The organism is Hymenobacter fodinae, from assembly GCF_004745825.1.
Taxonomy (GTDB): domain Bacteria; phylum Bacteroidota; class Bacteroidia; order Cytophagales; family Hymenobacteraceae; genus Hymenobacter; species Hymenobacter fodinae.
Map to the genome: position 1 here is coordinate 890,958 of NZ_SRLA01000001.1, position 20,747 is coordinate 911,704.

The window sequence follows — 20,747 nt, forward strand, 5'->3', positions numbered from 1 at the left end:
AAGGGTGTAAAAGTCAGGTTTTTGATATTTTGCTTTATCGTTGTTATTAGCCTTTTTGTTAGGTTTGTATAACCCAATGTATAATCCGGGTTATACGCTATGAGCACTAGGACAACAGAGCACAAAGAGGGCAAAGCCACTGTTAAGGTGGTGTACTATACAAGTAAGACCTTAGCAGACGGAGCACATCCTTTTGTAGTTCGGATTACAAAGAATCGAAAGCAAGTCTATCGTTACACAGGCTTGAGCTTGCTGCCTAAGTATTGGAACGCAGATAAAAAGGAGATTCGTCGTAGCTATCCAGAACCTAAAAGGGAGGAACTTCTAAAAGAGCTTGAGAAATGGCGGAAGAAGTACGAAGCTGCGGCAGATATACTAGCTGAAAACGACGAAGAACACGACGCGAAAGCTGTCTTTAAGAAAGCAGTTGAAGGTCGTAAGGCCCAACGTCGTGTGAAGCTTCTGGCCTTTATTGAAGAGTTGGCCACAAGTATGATTACAACTGGCCAGGTAGGTAATGCAGGTGTTTACCGTGACCTAGGTAACCAATTAGCTAAGTTTATAGGAGCTGAGAGTAATGCTCCTGAACCACCTATAGGGAAAGGCTTAATTGCTGCCAAAGCTGCTTGGATCAAGCAGTATGATGTTCCCCTTGATCATATAACTGTAGCATTTTGCAACGAATGGGAGGCAACACTCCGTGCTACAGGAATAACAGAGATTACTTTGTCGCTACGCTTTCGCACTCTAAGAACCGTATTTAACAAAGCTATAGCAGCTGGCTTAGTAAAAGCATCTAACTATCCATTCACTGCCAACGCTGCCGAAAGACACAAATTCCAGGTCGGCAAATTTGATGTTACAACTGCCAAGCGTGCTATTTCCCGTGAGGAGCTCCGTAAGCTAGAGGCATTAGAGCCTGTGAACGACCGGCAAAAGCTGGCGAAAGACGTATTCCTATTCTCTTTTTACTGTGGCGGAATTAACTTCGTGGACTTAGCTCAGCTGCGTTGGCGCAATCTAGAAGGAGTCAACGAACAAGGCTATCCGGTGCGACTCAACTATAAAAGGCAAAAAACGGGGGGTAAGTTTTCATTGCCTCTTTTGAATCCAGCTGCCTTAATGTTGACCTCTTACAAGAGATTTACATTCAGTAGTCCTGATAGCTATATCTTCCCTATTCTTGATCTACAGAAGCACCAAAACCCAGACCAAGTGAAAAATCGCTTGCATAAGGTACTAGGGCAGGTCAACAAAGATTTAAAAGAGTTGGGTAAACAGGCTGGTATTGCAGCGCCTCTAACCACATATGTAGCTCGCCACAGTTTTGCAACGACGCTAAAAATGAGGGGTGAAAACACTGCCGTCATCTCGCAAGCGATGGGCCACAAGTCTGAATCAGTTACTGCGGTATACCTTGATTCTTTTGCATCTGATGTTGTAGACGCAGCATTCAAAGGTTTGCTCTAAGTTTCAAATTAGCATTGAGTGCTGCTTAGGGGAGAGCAGATGCATAGCACTCCAACGCGACAATAACTGAGTCCCGTCTCGGTTTTAAGTCTTTCCGGTAGATGCAGTAGCACCAGCGTCAGGCTCAGAAAGCTCACAATGTGCGCGGCTGCGCTCAGTTATTGCTGAATTTGGGCAACCCAATGCTCCTCGAAGTTTTCGGGGATGGAGTCGCTGTCGGAAGTCATATGCTTGAAATAGTACGCCCTGCCCGCCGGGTCTTTGCTTAGCGCGAAGCGGCCGTTGTCGGCCAGCTGATAATAGGTAAACACCGTGGTGTCCCGAAGCCAGTGGCTGCGCCCGTGGAAGGTTTTACCTAGGTAGTCGGGGCGGTAATCATCCCCGAAGCGGTACAGGTCCAGCTCCAAGCCAGTGCTAAATCGGCCAAAGCAGCTGGTTTGACCCGTCTGGTGGTCGAAGAGTATATGATAGGCCACGCCGCACGCCAGGCCGTTGCATGGCTGGTACATCAGGGTTAAACCGGTAAGTTCGTAGTTGTCGGATTTATAATACTTTATCTGCGTAACGGCAGTGGCCGCGCTTAGGCTATCCGGCTCATTGCCCCACACGTTGTTGAACGTGGTCAGTTCATTGGTGTTGATTACGAGACCGTTAATGATAATAAGCACTCCGTTTTTGTACTCCCGCCAGCGGATAGTCGTGCCATTGAAAGTCGTAAGGGTATCTGGTGTATTGATAATAACCTGAGGCTCAACAGCGCGCTGAGCCAAGTACTCAGTAATCATGGCCTCGTAGCTGTGCAACGCGTTGGCCGGCGCCGAGTGCATGTGATTGGTTTCGCAGGCACTCAGCCCCGCAGTAGCCACGCCAAGCAAAACCCTACCTTTAACGTGCATAGCTTGAGCGCGGACAATTATAATGTGCCGGAAGAAAAGCGATCGAAGTTGCCAAATTTCTTTCGATACCGCAATGCGACCGAGGCAGCGCACAGCGCGGATTCTGTGGGCTAACATGCCCCCTGCCTTAACCGACTACCATAATTCCCCAACAGGCTCTAAGTCTTATTTGCGCCCTGCTTAACTATAAGAATATATAATATTGAATACTTAATAACTACTTATAATTAGGTTGTATACAACTTTTGTATTATACGTATTACATTGAATAACAAGGGTTTGTAATTTATTTTATTCATGTGGCTAGGGTCAAACAAATCCTGACCCCAGCTTTCTCTATTTGCAGTCGTCTTCCGGATTCATCTTCCCCGGAGCAACAACACCCATGAGTACCTTAATAACCGCTAGTGTCGGCTACCCCCAACTGCTGGACGAATTCAGCCGGATTACGCGCGAAATTCTCCTAGAGCTTCTGCCTTCTACCGCTCCAGCAGCCGAAGTAGGCGGGATAGAACTGGCCATCAAAATTACGCAACTGAGCAAGGCTCGCATTTATGCCCTCTGCTCCTCCCGCAACATCCCTCACTGTAAGCGGGGCAACAAATTGTATTTCAACCGAGCCGATCTACTGACCTGGTTAGCAGAAGGCAAGCGCGAAGTAAAAACCAATGTTTATTAATTTTAACATCTTCAACAACCGGTTCTTTTCGATGGGGTCACTCCGTCGCAAGGTAACCTACTGCCTCTCCACCCAGGATGATTTCCTTCTAATCTATGAGATAGAGGAGGTTCAAAAGCGGTGTCAAGTACTCATACAGGAGATGGACCAAGACAGAGTTGAGCTTCAGGCCTGTTTGAGCAGCTTAGAAAAAGAGATAAGAGCCACAAGAGACCGGCTGAGAGCCACTAAGGTAGATTTGCTGGGAGCTCTTAAAGACCTGCCACCACTTAGCAAATCACGCTCAACAAGCAGCAACAGCCAGGGAGGAGCTCCCCAATGCTAGAGCAGATGCAAGACCACAACCTGACTATAGACTCACTACAGTCTCATGTCCAGCATGAGGCCGAGAAGTGGGTATCACCCACGGTCGAGCCGATAGAGCATTCTGCTGTCATGGACGAGCTGCTTCAGCAAATGACGCCGCTTGATTTCCGCGCCCTGGTAGGCCCAGAGGCAGACAAGCTCAAGCAGAAACACTACCTCATCACCGTAGTGGAGGAGGTACTTGCGCTGGCGGAACGTAACCAATGGGGGTTGAGCCGCAAAAACGGACGCCTCTACGCTTACAACGGGGCGTACTGGAAGGAGCTGCTGGAAGACGATCTTAGGGCTTTCCTTCAAAAGGCTGCTGAAAAGTTCGGCGTTGATAGGTACGACGCGCGATTCGCGCCCTTCGGTGAGCAGCTCTACCGGCAGTTTCTGAGCAGCGCCTACTTATCCTCCCCCGAACGTAGCCGTGACATCGTGAAAATCAACCTTGCGAACGGCACCTTTGACGTGGGTATTGAAGGACAGCGTCTCCGCTCGTTTGACCGCAAGGACTTCCTCACGCACCAATTACCGTTCGCCTATGATCCTCAGGCGGAGGCTCCCCTGTTTCAAGCCTTCCTAGACCGGGTGCAGCCAGACAAGGACTGCCAGGACCTGCTGGCCGAGTATCTGGGCTACCTGTTTGTGTCGCCGGCCAAGCTGAAAATGGAAAAGACGCTGCTGCTGTACGGCACTGGGGCTAATGGGAAATCCGTCTTCTTCGAGATTGTATCGGCCCTGCTGGGGAAGGAAAACATCAGCCATTACTCACTGCAAAACCTGACGACAGAGCCCGCCTACTGTCGTGCGCACCTAGCCGACAAGCTCGTCAATTATGCCAGCGAGATCAATGGAAAACTGGAGGCGAACGTCTTTAAGCAGCTCGTGTCCGGCGAGCCGGTGGAGGTGCGGCTGCCTTTCGGCCAGCCATTTACCATAACCGATTATGCCAAGATGATCTTCAACTGCAACGAGTTGCCAAGCGACGTGGAGCACACTCCTGCCTACTTCCGCCGGTTCCTGATTGTGCCCTTCAAGGAGACCATACCGGAGGCAGAGCAAGACAGGCAACTAGCCACCAAGATCATCGCATCGGAGCTTTCCGGGGTATTTAATTGGGTTTTGGACGGCCTGCACCGTCTCCTAAAGCGCGGCTGCTTCACTGATTGTGACGCAGTACGCGAGCAGGTGGAGGCGTACAAACTCCAAGCTGACAGCGTGCGCACCTTTCTAGCAGAAGAGGGCTACGTGCCTGATCCGGAGCGAACCATGACCCGAGCAGAGCTATACCTCCATTATAAGTCGTTCTGTCAGGACAACGGTTTCCGGTTTGTGCACAGCCGGAATTTCGCCAAGCGACTGGAGGGCTGTGGCATCATCGGGACGCGCCGAAGCAACGGGCACGTTCACTTCATATCCCGCGCCCATCACATCATCTAAAAGAAGGTTTCTTCTGGCCTGCATCCTCTGCACCTCCTGCATTCTCGGCTCCCCTGAGGGTGCAGCAGGTGCAGAGGATGCAAGCAGAAGACAAACATTTTTCATGTCAACCCCTCGTTACCGGCTTCAACCATACGCCGGTTCCAAGACCCGATTTGAATGTCCTGGCTGTGGCCAGCGCCGTTCTTTTACCCGCTGGCTTGATACTCATACCGGCGAACTACTACCCTCCCACCTAGGCTACTGCAACCGCACGGATAAGTGTGGGTACGCCACTAGCCCCTACGACAAGGACGAAGCTGGAAAACGCTATGTGGACACGCTACACGCGCTGCCCCAGGTGCGAGTGCGACCGGCTCAGCATCGCCCGCCGCAAAAGCGCCCTCTCCGCCTTATTCCTCAGGAGATAGTGGCCAGATCAATGCAAGGGTACGCGCACAATGTCTTTACCACCCTGCTTCAGCGCCACTTTGGTGGGGACGTAGCGGACGATCTAATCCGACGTTTTGAAATAGGAACGTCTGCGCACTGGCCGGGTGCCACCGTTTTCTGGCAACGGGACGCGCAAGGACGTATGCGTGGTGGCCAGGTCGTCCTGTTTGATGAGGATGGCCATACGGCGAAAAAGGTTGGGGCTGATGGTGTCACTAGGCGGTGTACGACGTGGGTGCATACATCCTTGGCCCACGTTTACGACCGAAGCGGGAAGCCCCGCCCAGAGTGGCTACAGGCCTATTTGGACCCGGCACATGAAGTCAAGCGAAGCCCCTCCTTATATGGAATGGGACAGTTGACGGCATTGTCTCCAGGTAGCCCGGTTGCAATTGTAGAGGCACCTAAGACAGCAGTACTGTGTACACCATACTTCCCTCAGTTTACTTGGTTGGCTGTAGGAGCACTAGACTACCTAAATGCCGAACGGCTTCACCCCCTCAAAGAGTACCCTATCACCCTTTATCCAGACGCCTCCGAGCACGGGCGGGCTTATGCTAAATGGTGTGCGAAGGCGGATGAGCTGCGCAGTATGGGCTTCCGGATAGCCGTATCTGATATACTGGAGAAGCAGGCGACTCCATCTCAGAAAAAGGTAGGCATTGATCTGGCAGATGTTCTGTTGGAGAATTGGGCAGGCTATCCGCTGAACTGGGACGCAGATAGTCTGTAACCAAAAGGTTGGCTAAATAGGGTAGTCACCCTTGTCATATAACAGCTGGTAGCAGTCGCAGGCTAAAAGATATAGTAGCCCTATAGCCTGCCGCTGTTGCGGCTGGACAAACAGGCGACGGCCGACTATCCGTGGAACAATGCATGCTTCTGCGAGGCGAATTTCGCCCTCTAGGGCTAGCCATTGTCCTGTCGTTCGGTAGAGAGCTTTCAACATTGCTTCAACCTCCTGCCTAGTGCTGCTGAGGATTTCGTATAGCTGATGCGCTTGATCATGACGGGCAGCAACAACTATCTCATCGGCTGAGGTGGACTAATCACAAATTTGCCGGAATACTTCACTAGACCAATCAGCCTGTATTACAAGGACAGGAACTGGGCCGACGTACAGATGCTGGGTGCCAGCTAGTGGAAGCATAAGAGCCGGTTCTATACTTCCTCGTGGAAGTCCTTGACCAGATCTTCGTCGTCACAGCTGAGCATATACTGAAGCAGACTGCCGTGAGGCTTACTGCCCAGTAGCATAAATATTTTGTTGGTAACGCGGAGGAGAGAGCCATTAACAAGAAATACTTCGCCTAGGCTTGGCAGTGGCTGATGATGTTCAAACAGGTGAGTAAACAGAGCTAAGAGAGACTCGTTTATCTGCTGAATGGATTGCCTTGCTGCCGTCAATTCTGCTTCCTCCTTCAGGCCTGCTGGTGAGTCATCCACATATACCGCTGTATCGCTGGCTGGCCACCATGGCGGCCTTTGGATAGAGATGTTAAGTTCTAAGGATGAGCTAAGGCGAACAGCAGAAAGGCTCATAAAGGACTAATTGAAGTGAATACGAGGGGTCTCTTAGGCTGTTTCGCCAAAGTATAGACAGATCAAAGATAGAAATTTGGTTGCATATATGATGCCATTGTCTCTTTAGGCTATTGGCAGCTTGCCAATGTGAAACACCCAGTCGTACTTCAGGCTTTTGGCATACACATTAGAAAGCTGCGTGAAGCCCGAGGATTCAGCCAGCAAGAACTAGCTGATCATGCCGATATAGCGAAGGCTACTATCCAACGAATAGAACAGGCCAAGTTTTCAGTTACTTTGGACGTGCTGGTCTCCTTGGCCCAGGCTTTGCAGATTAGATTGAAGGATATAATGGACTTTCCAGATGCTGAATAGGTCGGCTGTCAAAAAAATGTAACAATTTTAAGAAAGGTAAATCAGTGATTAACCCTCTAAAAAATTGAATACGCTATGTTCAGGTTATCTGCCTTAAGAGAAAAGCAGTAGGGGCGGTAACAGCTATGAAAAGTAGGGGGAGGGGTAGTCTCTAAATGGAAACAAAACCTGCGACCGGGTACTCTCACTTTTGGAATAGGTAAATCAGGGTGCTGATAAGCAGTCTGTTCCCTGCCTGATTAACTCAAGTGAAGACAAGGAAATTACTGAACAAAGAAAAAGGGGAATCTTTATAAGATTCCCCGAACACACCTTTAATCAAATTAGAAAGCAGGTATTGAGAACTGTTGCCAACAATCATATAGCTGTTAGGCATGAAACAGGGTTTATTAAGCTCAAGGAGTATTTCAATTGGCCGGTTCCTTCCACAAGTTAAAACCCATACACCTTTGACTTCACTTTTGTAACGAGTAATGTCTCGCAAAACAATTGTCTGTGAAGATAATAATGGCAAGAAAATATTACCCATGATAGTATTTTGTATATTAGTATTTTTTCGTAAAGTAGACATATGTATAGCTACTTGTTTTTAATAAAATGTAGTTGATATGGAAGTTTTAATAAAAATTTTAGAGATAAACTATACCAAATTCATAAGGTTCATTGATGAGATAGATAGGCATCCTTTCACAACTTTTAAAGCATCAAAATACCTCGATAAGGAAGAAGGTTATAAAAGCTCAGTTTATAAAGAAGCTCGGCAACAGCTCAATAGTGCGCTATGGAAGACTGCGGATATTGGAAATGGCAAGATTCAAAAGAGCGTAGTCTCCGCAATAATGAACACCGTCAAGCATGGTGGGCAAGTAGTCAATAACAATCTTATTGTCTGGAGGAGTAGAGATACGCTGAAGAATATGCCAGCTAGTAAAGACCTTGATGCTACGCTGTATGATCTTTATAAAAGTAAGGTGTCAGATGAAGTATCATTTGATAGATTGTATAGGATAGGGCTCAATTACCAATTCATTGCCTATCTATTTTTTATAAAAGAGCAGAATAGGTTTACTCCGATTTCACAGGAAAAATTTGACAAAATATTCGAACTGATAGGAATTCTTGAATTCAAGACGAGCCGTAATATCTCCTGGGAGAACTACAGTACTTTTCTCAGTATTATTAAGCAGGTTCAGAAATTTCTCAAAACAAAAGATAAGGAGGCTACGCTACTTGATGCCCATTCCTTCCTCTGGGTACTGGGTAATCAAATGAGCGAACAAGCTGTTGTTATTTCCATTGCCAGCAATTCCACAACGGAGCCTCAGGTACAGGAGCAGGAAAGTAGAGCAGTTACCTTAGAGCCTGAAGCAACTCATGTTGAGGTGCCTTTGATTGCGGAAGAAGATGAAGCTTTGGCATTCCCGGAAGGCAAAGAGAAGTTTCGTCTTCACCGGATAAAGGAGCGGAACCGTGACTTGGTTAAGGCAGTGAAGGAACGAGCGCTGCTAATCGATGGGAATCTTTGCTGCCAAGTATGTGAGTTCTCCTTTCTCGAAAAATACGGGGCACTAGGAGAGGGTTTCATTGAGGCACACCATCTGCGTCCCATTTCTGAGTTGACCGAAGAAACGCTCACCCAACTGGATGACTTGGTCTTGGTTTGCTCTAATTGTCACCGGATGTTGCACCGCCGCCGACCTTGGCTGACGCTAGAGGACCTAAAGCTACTTGTGCAACAGTAGACCATCCAGACCTACGAGATTTACTTGCCAGCTACTACTCCAAAATGCTTTTAAACTACATCGAAGCTTTCCAATCCTTGAACCCAAACACAACGAAGGAAGATGGAGAGAAGCCCTACAAGCCGGCCTTGCTACTAGCGGTTCTGGACAACATTGAGACGGCGCAGATCACAAACAACCAAATCCATTACACTCCTGACTTGATTGCCTCCTTTCGGCACTACCATGAGAAGCTAGGTGCTACAATGTCTTATAAGCTCCGCCAATTTGTCTACGCTTTCTTCCATCTTCGGGGTGAAGGCTTTTGGCAGTTAAAACCAAATCCGGGAGTAGACCTTGAGGCCAGTGAGTTAAAAATTGATAGCTTCACAAAGCTCCAGGATGCTGTTGCGTATGCCCGTCTCGACCTGAACTTATGGAAGCTACTCGAAGCCTATAAGACCAGGGCCATACTCCGCAGCACCTTGCTGGCTGCCTATAGCCCAAAGTAAAAGCGAAGGGGTAAGTCAGCGGTTATAGCAGGCGTAGGTATCTTTACAGCCTAGAAGCCGACGCTATGATCTACCTCGATAACAACGCCACTACCCGCCTCGATCCTCGCGTGCTGGAAGCTATGATGCCCTTCCTGACCGAGGAGTACGCTAACGCTGCTAGTACCCACCCCTTCGGTCTGCGGGCTCACGAGGCTGTGAAACTGGCGCGGCAGCAAGTGTCGCAGTTGCTAGGCTGCGAACCTCAGGAGCTGATCTTTACCTCCGGCGCAACTGAGGCTATCAACCTGGCTATAAAAGGAGTGGCCGAGAACTACGCCAGCCGGGGCAAGCACATCATCACGGTGCAAACAGAGCACACCGCTGTGCTCGACGTGTGCCGCTACCTCGAAACCCGGGGCTACGAGGTAACCTATCTGCCCGTGCAGCCCGACGGCCTGCTCGACATCACCACCTTGCAACAATCCCTGCGTCCAGATACCATTCTGGTATCGGTGATGCTGGTGAACAACGAAACCGGCGTTATTCAGCCCATCCAGGAAATTGCGGCCCTCACCCACGCAGCCGGGGCGCTGTTCATGACCGATGCCACCCAGGCCGTGGGCAAAATGCCCATCGACGTAGAAACAATGGGCATCGACCTGCTCACCTGCTCGGGCCACAAGTTCTACGGCCCCAAAGGCATTGGTGCCCTCTACGTGCGCCAGCGCAAGCCGCGCCGGGTGAAGCTGGAGGCCTTGCTCCATGGCGGCGGCCACGAGCGGGGCTGGCGCAGCGGCACCCTCAACGTGCCCGGCATCGTGGGCCTAGGCCACGCCGCCGAGTTGTGCCGCCAAAGTATGAAGGAGGAAGCCTCCCGCATCGGTGCGCTGCGTGATGAGTTGGAAGCCGGCCTGCTCGCCATCCCCGGCACCCGCGTGAACGGTAACCGTGAGCATCGCCATTACAACACCACCAACATTCTTTTCGAAGGCTGCGATTCCGACGCCATGATTATGGGCTTGGAAGGTATTGCTGTTTCCAATGGCTCCGCCTGCACGGCTGCTTCGATGGACCCTTCGCATGTACTGCTGGCAATGGGGCTGGATGAAACGGCGGCGTTTTCGTGCCTGCGGTTTAGTCTAGGGAGGTTTAATAGCTTAATAGATGTTGAGCATATTATAAACAGCACTTCGATATTAGCAGAAAAGTTAAGAAACTATATTCTTAACTGAATAGTCCCTTCATACTAAATTATCTAAAGTATAAGTGCTCAGACTAGCACTAAACTATTTTCATACTTGTCACCGTGCTCTTCGTAGAGTTTAGTCAGCGACTTTTCCATTGCATCTTTGTCAATAGTTTCGCCTAATATATATAGCAATACTGTCTTCTTCAAGGCAGGCCTTTTCGTAACAATAGTGCCATTATCCCAAAATGTATATTTCCAGTTTTGGTGGCTCAAATCAAAATCAACTTTTTTGATTTGAGCTTTAAATGCTTTGAAACGTTTAGGAGATTCATTTGCAAAATTTTTATAGACACTGGCAATTAATATTTGGCCTAGAGGGCGTAATAATAAGCTGCCTCCAGTCGCACGGTTTCTAGTGAATGTGTCACTTGCTTTGCCTTGGATGAATTTTTTTACATCAGGAAATGATGAGAAGAAAAAATCCCAAAATGGCAAGACTTTGTCATTGTATAGCTCATCTAATTTATCATCAGATAAACGATAGATGTTTTTAGTTGAAGGATATATTTTATTAAATTCGATAATTATTTTTGTAATATCGTATAGGCATACAAGTGTCGTAAAGCTTGTGCTGTCATTCGTAGGCATTGCAAATGCCTTAGAGGATGATATAGCTTTAGCTTGACTAAGGATGTCATGAGATGATACGAGCCGTCTTGTGATAATTGCAGCAGCATCATCCTCTTCCATAATAATTAACTCAGCCTTCTTAGGCTTTTCGGCATATCGGTTAAGAACTGTGAACAACCTTCTGGTTTTCTGAATAGTTTGCGGGCTATGCACGACAAAGGTCAGAGAAATGTCATCGCCACCAAGGGTGTCAGGTGCATTTTTATATGCATCCCTCATTCCAATAAGTCTGTGCTGACCATCTAGTACAAATAGACTTTCATCCCCATTCAACGACAATATGCCTAATCGACCATCGAGGAACAATGCGTCTTTCTCCTGCAATTCCTTTCCATCTATCTCAAAACTTTGCTCAATCCTAATTTCAGACCATTTCGGAGAGCCTTTATAGATTGCTACTATAAGAGTACTTAGAAAATGGTCTTTCTGAGTTTTAAGATACTGAGAAAGTTTGCTGATTCTTTTATTAGTAACATCTCTTTGCAATACCTCATTTATATTATGGGAATATAATTCCTGAACCTCTGAAACAGTATTGATGCGCATCTTGTCAGCTACATCACTTAACTTCATTGTTGCGTTGAAGTAGACCCAGTCACCAATTTTGCCTTTCAGAGAAGGGATAAGGAGCTTCCTCATGATTATGAATTTTGTTGAGCCAATTGGTATAAATCAGTTGAGCTAACTGTTTTGTCAGTAAAATACTCTTCGTTAAAAGGTGGTCTTAGTTTATTTACTAATATTTTCTCTACTTCGCTTGTCATCTTATCATCTTTAATTTCATAAAAATACACAAATGTATTATCGGGCCATAGGTTAGTAAGGCGAACAATATTTTTAGCACTATCAGTTTTTCCAATAGAATTTCTATATTTATAAAATCTGCTCTTAAATGTGTTGGTTTTTATTGCGCGTCCTATGTATAAAAGATACTTGAACTCTATAGGTAATCCAAGTTCCTCTATAACGTATATATAAAAACCCTTTTTCTTAGGAGCTATATTATCGGTTATATTATGCTCAAATTTGTGTTTCTGGTTGCCAACTATTTTGCATTTGCTTATTGCTTCTTTTATTACCCCTAAGTTAGTTGGTGATATGTATGCTTCGAACTTATAGTAATCTTCTGCATACAATGCAGCAATTTGGATTAGTGGTAGTGCCGGCATAATGTATTAAAGCCTTTATTTATTCGACCAATATTGTTCTACTTCAAACAACTCTCCGCGCTTAAACTCCTTCACATTCGTTACTGCCTGCCCCTTCTGAATCTTGCTCATGCTTTGCCCCAGCAAGCGGGTCTCGGCATCGCCTAAACCCAGGAAGCGGGACATGGGCTTAAGGTTCAGACGGTCGTTGATTTCCAGTAGGACAGCATTAGCGCACATGCTGGAAAAATCGAAGGTGGGTTGGTTGAACTCCTCGATACCTTGCGAGAGCAGCACCACGGCCACGCCCTTCGACCGAATCTCGCGCAGGATGCTTTCCAGTAATTCCTTTGATTTTTTGTCTTTAAATAAGACGTGTGCTTCGTCAATCAGCAGCACGTAGCGTAGGGCCTGCACACCGTTGGTCACGGGCGCATTCTCCATACTCATAAATGTATTGTAGACGTAGTAAATCGCCAGGAACGAGGCCGTGAAGCGGATGGTGCGATCCAAGTCGCCGGAGAGGCTGAGGTAATAGTTCTGATTGAGGAAGCTAGCTTTGGGGTCGGTCTGGGTCGCGAATAGCTCATAGTCGCTCAGGCTGCTCATAATCTGGGTGAGCGTGTCGGCCTTGCCGCCGGTCACTTCAAACAGGCACTCGCTGATGTCACGCAACGACGGGTAGGCTCCACCCTTCTTACGGGCAAAAGCTTCCTTTGTGGCATCCTTCAGCTGTTGGATTTGGGTGGCTCCCATGCGCGGCGCGTAGGTGGCAATAATGTCCACGAATTTGCTGATGCCCATCAACCGGTTCTTCTCGTTTATGTTGTCGATAAACGTGAGCGGATTCAATGGGAAAGCCTTTTCCGGTGCGTTAATGAACGTAGTCTTAGTACGGTCGAAAAACGGCTGCATGCCCTTTACATCGTCTTGCTTCAGGCCCTTGAAATCAAGATACAGGAAGTTGATGCCACCATTCGAATTTTCCACGAACTGACGCAGCAGGTCCAATGCAAACTGCGTCTTGCCGGTGCCTGAGTTGCCAGCCACTGCTAAGTGAGCATTGCTGCGCACATTGGTATCGTTCAGTACCACCCGAATAGGTGTATGGGCTTCATCCAGCGTGTGACCAAACTGCAAAGTGAGCGAGCCAGCAAAGTAACCTTTGGTTACCGTCTGGTTGTTGTTCGGAGCGGGCTTGCCAACTTCCACCTCTTCCAACGACTCTGAGCCTCGCTCAATATGTTCAATCAGAAAGTCGAGACCCGTATAATTACGGTTGTCCGCGAAAATCTTGTTGAGCCGCTCCAAGCCATCATCGATGTGCATTTTCAGGTAGCGCGGCAGGTTCAGGTCTTCCTTATGTATACCGTAGTGCTGGCAGATAAGGGCCACATAATACGGCTTGTTGCTGCCGAACAAGGTTTCTTCTTTGTATTCCTTACCCTGACTGTTCTTGATGTCTTTCAGATCCAGCCGCTCACCCCGCGAAATGGAGTAGGCCAGCGCAATGCGGGATATAATGTATTCGGGCTGACCTTGCGGAAACATCCGCCGCGTCAGTTCTTGGACGACGGTTTTGTTGGCTTCTGAAGTTCTAATATGAAGCAGCACGGCAAATAGGGCAATTAGTTGGAGGAGTGATAAAGGTTCGAATACCGCGCAAACAAGTTGTCAGGGGCTACTTCTTCGAAGCCTGATTGGTCGGCGTCCTGGTTCACAATGAGGTAAGACCGAGCTACGTTCGGTAGCAGCATGTCGTACTCGCGGGCCGACATCTCTTTATTAATAAGTGGGAACAGAATCACCTGGTCGGCAATGCTTGGGTAGAAGTGCCGCACGATGTTTTCAGCGTGCTGGTCGTCAAACTTCTGCATCGGAGAGTCGATGAAAATCGGGAAGTCAAAGTCCGATTCCTCTACTAATCCATACAGCAGTGCCGTAGCGTACAGCTGCTGCTCACCCTTCGACAAGCCTTCTTTTAGGATGACTTCGCCGCGCTTGTTGTACAGATCAATCTCAATATCGCCGCCGATGATGTGCACCTTCACGCTATGCACAAAGCCCTTCTTATGCATAAGCATCTTCAAGCCCTTATGAATTTGCTTCGCCAGCGACTCTTTCTTACGCTCTTTGTACAGCGTGATGTAGTCGCGCAGGCGTTTTGAAAGAGCTTCTGTTAGCGCGTCCTTTTCCAGATCTTGCGCCGAAGCCCGTAGCTTTTTGCGCAATTCGTCAAGTTGCTTTTCCTTGTTGACAATGGAAAGCTGATGAGTAGCAATAGACTGCTCCAAACCGCCAATCTGCTCTCCTAAGTAGTCGATTTCGTCGTCCACTTCTTTCTTCCGCTGGCGGTCGGCTTTTACTACTGCGTCCTCTGATAAGGATTCGGCATCCGCAATCCGTCGCTTAATCTGCCCCAGGTCGTTACGCGTCTGGTTGTATTCGAAGTGCAGCCGCTTAAACTCCTGGCGGAACGAGAGGCGCAGGTTATCAATCAAGGTCTGCATCTGTGCCCGTTCCGATTCAGTCAGGTCGTGCAGTAATTTGAAGTCTTCGGGAAAAGTAGGGCCTTCCGTAGCTAAGTGCCGCCGGATAAGCTTACGGAATGTCGTGTTATAGAAATCCCGAATGCTACCGGCTACTACTTTGCCGCACTGGTCAATTTCTTCTGACAGTTCATCAAGCAGCTTGTCTTCGACATTGACTGCATTTTCCTGGCGAAACTTGGCCTCCTTAAACTCTGCCTCAATCTTAACCTGGCTAGCTGCCTCGCTCAGCTTGTTAGCGGCAATAGCAAACGGTACCAGTTCATAGGATTTACTTAAGTCAGATTGAATCCCACTCAAGCGACCTTCTAGCTCACTGCCCGAAGCACGCAAGGCCTCCAGCTCTTCTAGCGTAATTAGGTTGCCTACTCGAATCAGCTTGTTTTGAATCTCATCCGATTCAAACTTAAGCTGAGTCCGCTGATCCTTCAAGTCAAGTATCTGCTGATTACTATCACCGATAGCCAACCGCAGATTGGTAATGTCATTATTGAGGTTGTTGATAAGCTCCTTCTCCTTGGCATTGGCCGTACGGGCACGAATTCGGAGTTGAGTTTCCTCAATTTCTGCTTTAGCGTCCTCATACTTCTTTATGCCCAGAATTTCGGAATAAGCCCGGCTCAGCTTCTTGCGCTGTTCCGGAGTATTCACTTCGGCTAGGCTTACAATCTTCTCCGCATCGAAGAAAAAGAACTTTGCTATTTCAATCGGCAGCAGATAGTCACGGATGAAGTTCTCTTCACCCCGCGTCTTCTCGTCGCCTAGCCCTTTGATTAGCTCATTCTCGAACCCATCAATTAGGATTTCGAGATCTTCGGTGGCCGTGCGGGTGTTGTAGGTACGCTTAATAGAGATTTCACCGCAAGTCAGCGCCGGAATAATGGCATTGGTAATGGTCAGCTTAACCGAGAACGAAGTATCGTCATCCGCTTTGGCTTGGCGGTTTAGGCTTGTTACAATGTACTTCGTATAACCGCCTTTTTCTTTTATCTCCCGCTCGTACAGTTCATCTACCTCTTGCATCTGCCGCCCATACAGGCACCAGACCAACGACATGAGGAAGGTGGTTTTACCGAAGCCGTTTTTTCCGCTGACCACGTAGATATTCTGCCCATCCTTGGGAGAAAGGTCCACGGTATTGCGCCCCCGGTAAATCCGGAAGTTCTCTAGCTCTACTTGCTTGATAATCATGTTTGCTGTGCAATGCCCCGCGGCACGGAGCGGGGTATTCTAATTATTTAGCGCTACCGTCTCTTCCTTGGTAGTAGCTGCTTGCTGCGGGTTGATATAATCATCCAGCATATTTTCAATATCCGTTTGCAAGCCGCGCTTGCGTACCATCAGCGACTTAGTTTTAACAATCTTGACGGTTTGTTGAATTAGATCGAAATGATCAGGATTGTCCTTACACACTTCCCGCAGCCACTTTTCCTCCTCACGAATCTTATTTGTATGCTTACTCATATCAAGGTGGGTGTTGAAGATGGCATTATAGATCTCCGCAACGTTGTAATTGAAGATACCATCTCGGTACCAAGTTACCTGAATTGCTACTAATTCCTGATGAGTAATGAAGGTCATTGTCTCATCATATTCCTGCCTGATTTCTTTCTGGGCTTCAAGTAGACGGCGTAGGATTTCCGCTCGAGTTTTGGGAGTATATGGCCCCCAATAGTTTTCACGGGTAGTTCCGTTGCGTAATTGCCGCTGGCGATACTGCTCTGGGTTGTCGCGAGCTTCAATTAGAAAATCACGTAGTTCAGAAAGTGGCTCCATCCAAGATTCCCCATTCATGATGAGGCCATCCATGGACTTGTCTTTTACCACCACTGTGCATACCCAACAGCCGAAGCGACTTTTGCCGCAGGAAGGCGTTTCGTCATCAATAACCAATGGGCAATCGGCTTCTGTGCTGGCATTGCGGTACAGAGTTATTAGCTCTTTATGCGTCCCGCCCCATGGTGGGGGCACTTGGCTCAAGTACTGCCACAGTTCATTTGTCTCAATGTCCTTAATTGGAGCATACACATAAGCGTTAGGCAATACGTGTTTACGCAAACGTTGCCCATGCACTGCGTGCTTAGCCATTGAGCGTGACCGGCGTGAGCTTTCCGCTGAGCGAGTACCTAATAAGATAATAGCTTCACCCGCATCGTTAATCTTAGTTTTGATAAAGTGCGTGGTCGGATTGATTTTCAGTCGTTCAGTACACCACCGAAACGTACTAGACGGAGCTGGATAGCCCTTGCCAAGTAAGTTTGTCCAAAAAGTATCCTCCAATCGGGGAGTAGTACGGTGCACGTAGAAAGGCATGCTTTGGCTAGTTGCCGCTGCCTCAATCCTATGCAAAGTATCTTCAATGAAGCGGACGATGCGAGGGTTCTCCACCATTGTATCATTGCACACGACATGAACCGGTCGCCAGCGCAATTCTTCAGGAAGCTTCTGAATAGCTTTCCATACCAGTTGGAGTAGCATAGTGGAATCTTTGCCACCGCTAAACCCTACGATCCAAGGCCGACTATTGTCCTGGGCCTGGTATTGATCTTGGATTTCAGATTCTATGAAAGGAAGTATTAGAGCCATAAAGCATCTTCAAAAGGGGAGAGTTCATTCAAATAACCGCGAACATGGCTTAATGGCGGCGCGCTCTATTCGAATGATAAATCAACTGCACTGAAACAGCCTAATCTTCAAAGTTAGCTAAGCACGCTTAACATAACGAGTGTATTACAGAGGCTGATCCGTATTCAGTTGAGCGCATGGTACATAAAAAGAGGGTTACATAAGTCATGATAGTAAGTAATCATTAGGCTTGCGTATTGACAACTGATACTGTAGTGAGACTTGTATAACCTATTGTATAACCCAAAAACAGATCAGCCACTTAGATTTGTGTCTAAGTGGCTGATTTACAATGAGCGAGAAACGAGGTTCGAACTCGCGACCCTCAGCTTGGGAAGCTGATGCTCTACCAACTGAGCTACTCTCGCTGATGAAGGTTGGTAATGGCAAAAGTACACGCCTAAAATCAATTTGCAACTGCTGCGGCTAGGGAAGTGAGCAGAGTTTTCGCTGTAGGTGGCAGCTTTTCCGTAAGTAGGCGTTCTACGCAGCGGCGGGTACCTCATGAGGGCCCTGCCTGCTGCCTCACCTATCATACGTTACTCCATATGCCTTGGCCGCTTTCGCCCCCTACACGCCGCTTGGTGGGGCTGCTGTTTCTGCTTTCTGGTACTTTGCTCGTGATTGGGGAGGCCCTGCGCATGTACGTGCTCTACACCCTGTACAGCACCCAGGGCCCCGAGTCCATCACATCCGTGCAGCTCATCATCAACCTCACCCTGCTGGTGCTAGGCCTGTTGATGCTGCGCTACGGCTGGCGCGAGCGGCGCGGCAATGATACCGTGGATTAGCGGCAGGCATTGCTAGAGCTAAAAGCTAGTTCCCCTCCTCAGATGAGGAGGGGCTAGGGGTGGTTGACTGGCCTAGAACGACCCAATATTGAACGTCATTCCGAGCATGTGGCGTATCAAGCCAGGGACCGGGAATCTCACGTGCTGATGTTGCAGTGGTAATCAAAGCCCCTCTCCTGAGGATTCCGCGAATGAAGCGGAGAAGGGTTGGGGTAACCCATCAGCGCGACTGACCTAGAACAAGCCGTTCATGCGTAAGAAGACTCTTCGCTCCGCTCAGGATGACGTGCTTTTAGTTTGAATTACTTTGGTGACGTCAGCACGCGAGATGTCTCGACTGCGCTCGACATGACGTTCTAGTGTAGTTGTTCCGCTAGCATCAACCACCCCCAGCCCCTCCTCATCTGAGGAGGGGAGTTACGTTCTGTAGAAGCCGCGCTAGGCCTGTTACCTTTGCGGCTCTTTCTCGATCTGGTTTCTTTTTATGACTTCTCCGCTTCGTATTCTGGTGGCTAAGCGCACCGCGGCCACCGCGGCCCAACTCGCCGAGCTGGGCCGGCAGACCTTCCACGATACCTTCGCGGCCCAGAACACGCTCGAGGATATGGCGGCTTACCTGGCGGCTACGTTCGGGCCTGAGCAGCAGCTGGCGGAGCTGCAGGACCCCAACACCGTGTTTCTGCTGGCCCAGCTGGTGCAGGATGTGGTGGGCTACGCTAAGCTCAAGCTCCACTCCACGCTAGGCCAGGAGGAGGGTAAAGTACCCGAAGACCGGCTGGAGATTGAGCGCCTGTATATTCTGAAAGACTGGATTGGGACGGGCCTGGGCGCCACCCTCATGCGCCGGGCCATTGAGGAAGCCCGCCAGCAGAAGTGCCGGGCAGTGGTGCTGGGCGTGTGGGAGAAGAACACCCGCGCCATTGAGTTTTACCGCCGCTTTGGGTTTAAGCCCATCGGGCAGCACGAGTTTGTGCTGGGCCAAGACGTGCAGACCGACCTCATTCTGCGCAAGGGGCTGTAGGGCAAGTGTGTGTCGCCTACCTTTGCGCCCTGTACCCCTTAGCTGCTTGCCCTTGAAATCAGTTCGGTATGCTTGTTCGGCGGAGCGGAAATCCGCTTCGGTAGGAGCCCAGTCGGGCCGGTGGTGGCTGAGCGCCGTGGCCCTGGCTTTCACCACGGCCTGCTCCCTGGATAGCTCCCGCGACCAGCCCATCATTCCGCTGCCCACGGGCCACTACGAAGGTCCCATCACCTACCGCGGCTCCGAGCTGCGCGTGGCCCTGGACCTGCGCGAGGCCACCCCCGGCCAGTTGCAGGGCGACATCAGCTTCCCCGAAAACCCCGGTCTTTCCTTCCCGGCCGGCCAGCTGCGCTATAAGGAGCCCCAGCTGCGCCTGGAGCAAGACCCCGCCCAACCCGGCGGCATCAGCCTGCAAGCCCTCCGCGAGGGCGACTTCCTGCGCGGCGTACTCAGCTGGGACAGCGCACAAGTTGACTTCGTGTGGGTGCGCCGGGGCGAAGCCGCCCCCCGTGGCTACCGCGAGCAAGCCATAAAGCTGCGCGACGCTGGCCTAGGCCAGTCGGCCACCCTGCGCCTGCCCGAAGATACTATTGCGCGCCACCCAGCCGTGGTGATGCTAGGCATCCCCGCTGCCCAGGCCGTCCGCCTGACCCGAGAGGGTTACGTCACCCTGGCCCTGCCCGCCACCGTCCCAACCGATTCAGGGGCTACCGCTGCCGTAGGTGCCGCCCTCGCCCTACTGCGCACCCAAGCCGCCGTGGATAGCAGTAAAGTAGGCATCTGGAGCCGCGGGCCCGCCGCACCATGGGCCGTGGCTGCCGCCGCGCAAGCCCAGCCCCAAGCCGCCTTTGTAGTACTGGAAGGCGCCCCCGCCCGCACCGTCGCCGAGGCCAAGGCCTATCAGGTCCTGAGCCAGCAGCGCATCCCGGCCCTAGGCCTCTACGCCGCCCTCGACACCTCCCTCAACATCTCCGACAATTACCGCAACCTGCGCAGGGTGCTGAGCCTCCGCCGCAATGGCATGGTCCGCACCTACCCGCGCGCCACGGCCGCCTTCATCGTCCCCGGCCGTGCCGCCGCTACCGGCCAGTGGCAGTGGCCTACGCCCGCCCCCGGCTACTGGGAAGGCCTCACCGACTGGCTCCGTCTAGTGACTAAGTAAGGGCTAGTAGAACATCAACTCCCCTCCTTAGATAAGGAGGGACTGGGGGTGGTTGATGTGGCTTAGAACGACTACACTAGAACGTCATGTCGAGCGGAGTCGAGACATCTCGCCTGCTGATGTTGCAGTAGTAATCAAAGCCCCTCTCCTGAGGATTCCGCGAATGAAGCGGAGAAGGGTTAGGGCGGGG

18 protein-coding genes and 1 tRNA gene are annotated in these 20,747 nt (G+C 49.8%); 11 read left to right on the forward strand and 8 right to left on the reverse strand.

The window, feature by feature from the left end:
• Positions 1 to 99: 99 nt before the first annotated feature.
• A complete protein-coding gene (locus tag EU556_RS03730; protein WP_135431136.1) occupies positions 100 to 1,470 on the forward strand; it encodes a site-specific integrase in 1,371 nt (456 codons plus the stop codon).
• 158 nt (positions 1,471 to 1,628) lie between these two features.
• Here EU556_RS03730 and EU556_RS03735 read toward each other — a convergent pair whose 3' ends face one another.
• Complete coding sequence (locus tag EU556_RS03735; RefSeq protein ID WP_135431138.1) at positions 1,629 to 2,366, reverse strand: hypothetical protein; 738 nt, start codon at positions 2,364 to 2,366, stop codon at positions 1,629 to 1,631.
• A 385-nt stretch (positions 2,367 to 2,751) separates the two neighbouring features.
• Here EU556_RS03735 and EU556_RS03740 point away from each other — a divergent pair, with 385 nt between their 5' ends.
• The 3 genes from EU556_RS03740 to EU556_RS26435 all read left to right on the forward strand — a co-directional run bounded on the left by EU556_RS03740 (position 2,752) and on the right by EU556_RS26435 (position 6,001).
• Positions 2,752 to 3,045, forward strand: a complete 294-nt coding sequence (locus EU556_RS03740; protein ID WP_135431140.1) for a helix-turn-helix domain-containing protein — start codon at positions 2,752 to 2,754, stop codon at positions 3,043 to 3,045.
• 435 nt (positions 3,046 to 3,480) lie between these two features.
• Positions 3,481 to 4,836: a DNA primase family protein gene (locus tag EU556_RS03745; protein ID WP_245327404.1), complete on the forward strand. Its 1,356-nt coding sequence runs from the start codon at positions 3,481 to 3,483 to the stop codon at positions 4,834 to 4,836.
• A 103-nt stretch (positions 4,837 to 4,939) separates the two neighbouring features.
• Entirely contained in the window at positions 4,940 to 6,001 is a 1,062-nt protein-coding gene (locus EU556_RS26435; protein WP_394346103.1) for a DUF6371 domain-containing protein, read from the forward strand.
• Between the two features lie 428 nt (positions 6,002 to 6,429).
• Here the strand turns inward: EU556_RS26435 and EU556_RS03755 are convergent, their stop codons facing one another.
• Positions 6,430 to 6,810, reverse strand: coding sequence for a hypothetical protein (locus EU556_RS03755; protein ID WP_135431146.1), 381 nt, complete (start codon positions 6,808 to 6,810; stop codon positions 6,430 to 6,432).
• A gap of 129 nt (positions 6,811 to 6,939) precedes the next feature.
• Between EU556_RS03755 and EU556_RS26805 the strand changes: the two genes are divergently transcribed.
• The 4 genes from EU556_RS26805 to EU556_RS03775 all read left to right on the forward strand — a co-directional run bounded on the left by EU556_RS26805 (position 6,940) and on the right by EU556_RS03775 (position 10,614).
• Positions 6,940 to 7,167 (forward strand): helix-turn-helix domain-containing protein, encoded by a 228-nt coding sequence (locus EU556_RS26805; protein ID WP_135431148.1) that lies wholly within the window; start codon positions 6,940 to 6,942, stop codon positions 7,165 to 7,167.
• A 608-nt stretch (positions 7,168 to 7,775) separates the two neighbouring features.
• On the forward strand, positions 7,776 to 8,909 hold the full coding sequence (locus EU556_RS03765) for an HNH endonuclease (RefSeq protein ID WP_135431150.1): 1,134 nt from the start codon (positions 7,776 to 7,778) through the stop codon (positions 8,907 to 8,909).
• Positions 8,910 to 8,953: 44 nt separating this feature from the next.
• Entirely contained in the window at positions 8,954 to 9,400 is a 447-nt protein-coding gene (locus EU556_RS03770) for a hypothetical protein (protein ID WP_135431152.1), read from the forward strand.
• A gap of 65 nt (positions 9,401 to 9,465) precedes the next feature.
• On the forward strand, positions 9,466 to 10,614 hold the full coding sequence (locus tag EU556_RS03775; protein ID WP_135431154.1) for a cysteine desulfurase family protein: 1,149 nt from the start codon (positions 9,466 to 9,468) through the stop codon (positions 10,612 to 10,614).
• Between the two features lie 38 nt (positions 10,615 to 10,652).
• Here EU556_RS03775 and EU556_RS03780 read toward each other — a convergent pair whose 3' ends face one another.
• The 6 genes from EU556_RS03780 to EU556_RS03805 form a co-directional block, all read right to left on the reverse strand.
• On the reverse strand, positions 10,653 to 11,900 hold the full coding sequence (locus tag EU556_RS03780; RefSeq protein WP_135431156.1) for a DNA sulfur modification protein DndB: 1,248 nt from the start codon (positions 11,898 to 11,900) through the stop codon (positions 10,653 to 10,655).
• A gap of 2 nt (positions 11,901 to 11,902) precedes the next feature.
• Positions 11,903 to 12,430, reverse strand: a complete 528-nt coding sequence (locus tag EU556_RS03785; protein ID WP_135431158.1) for a hypothetical protein — start codon at positions 12,428 to 12,430, stop codon at positions 11,903 to 11,905.
• Positions 12,431 to 12,445: 15 nt separating this feature from the next.
• Complete coding sequence (locus tag EU556_RS03790; protein WP_135431160.1) at positions 12,446 to 14,023, reverse strand: DndE family protein; 1,578 nt, start codon at positions 14,021 to 14,023, stop codon at positions 12,446 to 12,448.
• Positions 14,024 to 14,037: 14 nt separating this feature from the next.
• Positions 14,038 to 16,149, reverse strand: a complete 2,112-nt coding sequence (dndD, locus tag EU556_RS03795) for a DNA sulfur modification protein DndD (protein WP_135431162.1) — start codon at positions 16,147 to 16,149, stop codon at positions 14,038 to 14,040.
• 39 nt (positions 16,150 to 16,188) lie between these two features.
• Positions 16,189 to 17,544, reverse strand: coding sequence for a DNA phosphorothioation system sulfurtransferase DndC (gene dndC / locus EU556_RS03800; protein ID WP_135431164.1), 1,356 nt, complete (start codon positions 17,542 to 17,544; stop codon positions 16,189 to 16,191).
• Between the two features lie 334 nt (positions 17,545 to 17,878).
• Positions 17,879 to 17,951, reverse strand: a tRNA-Gly gene (locus EU556_RS03805).
• A gap of 180 nt (positions 17,952 to 18,131) precedes the next feature.
• Between EU556_RS03805 and EU556_RS03810 the strand changes: the two genes are divergently transcribed.
• From EU556_RS03810 to EU556_RS03820, 3 genes are all read left to right on the forward strand, one after another.
• Positions 18,132 to 18,374, forward strand: a complete 243-nt coding sequence (locus EU556_RS03810) for a hypothetical protein (RefSeq protein WP_135431166.1) — start codon at positions 18,132 to 18,134, stop codon at positions 18,372 to 18,374.
• A 484-nt stretch (positions 18,375 to 18,858) separates the two neighbouring features.
• Positions 18,859 to 19,395 carry a GNAT family N-acetyltransferase gene (locus EU556_RS03815; protein ID WP_135431168.1) on the forward strand — a complete coding sequence of 179 codons (537 nt, stop codon included), beginning with the start codon at positions 18,859 to 18,861 and terminating at the stop codon, positions 19,393 to 19,395.
• Between the two features lie 52 nt (positions 19,396 to 19,447).
• The gene (locus EU556_RS03820) at positions 19,448 to 20,557 is read left to right on the forward strand and encodes a hypothetical protein (protein WP_135431170.1); all 1,110 of its coding nucleotides are present in this window, start codon (positions 19,448 to 19,450) and stop codon (positions 20,555 to 20,557) included.
• Positions 20,558 to 20,747: the final 190 nt, after the last annotated feature.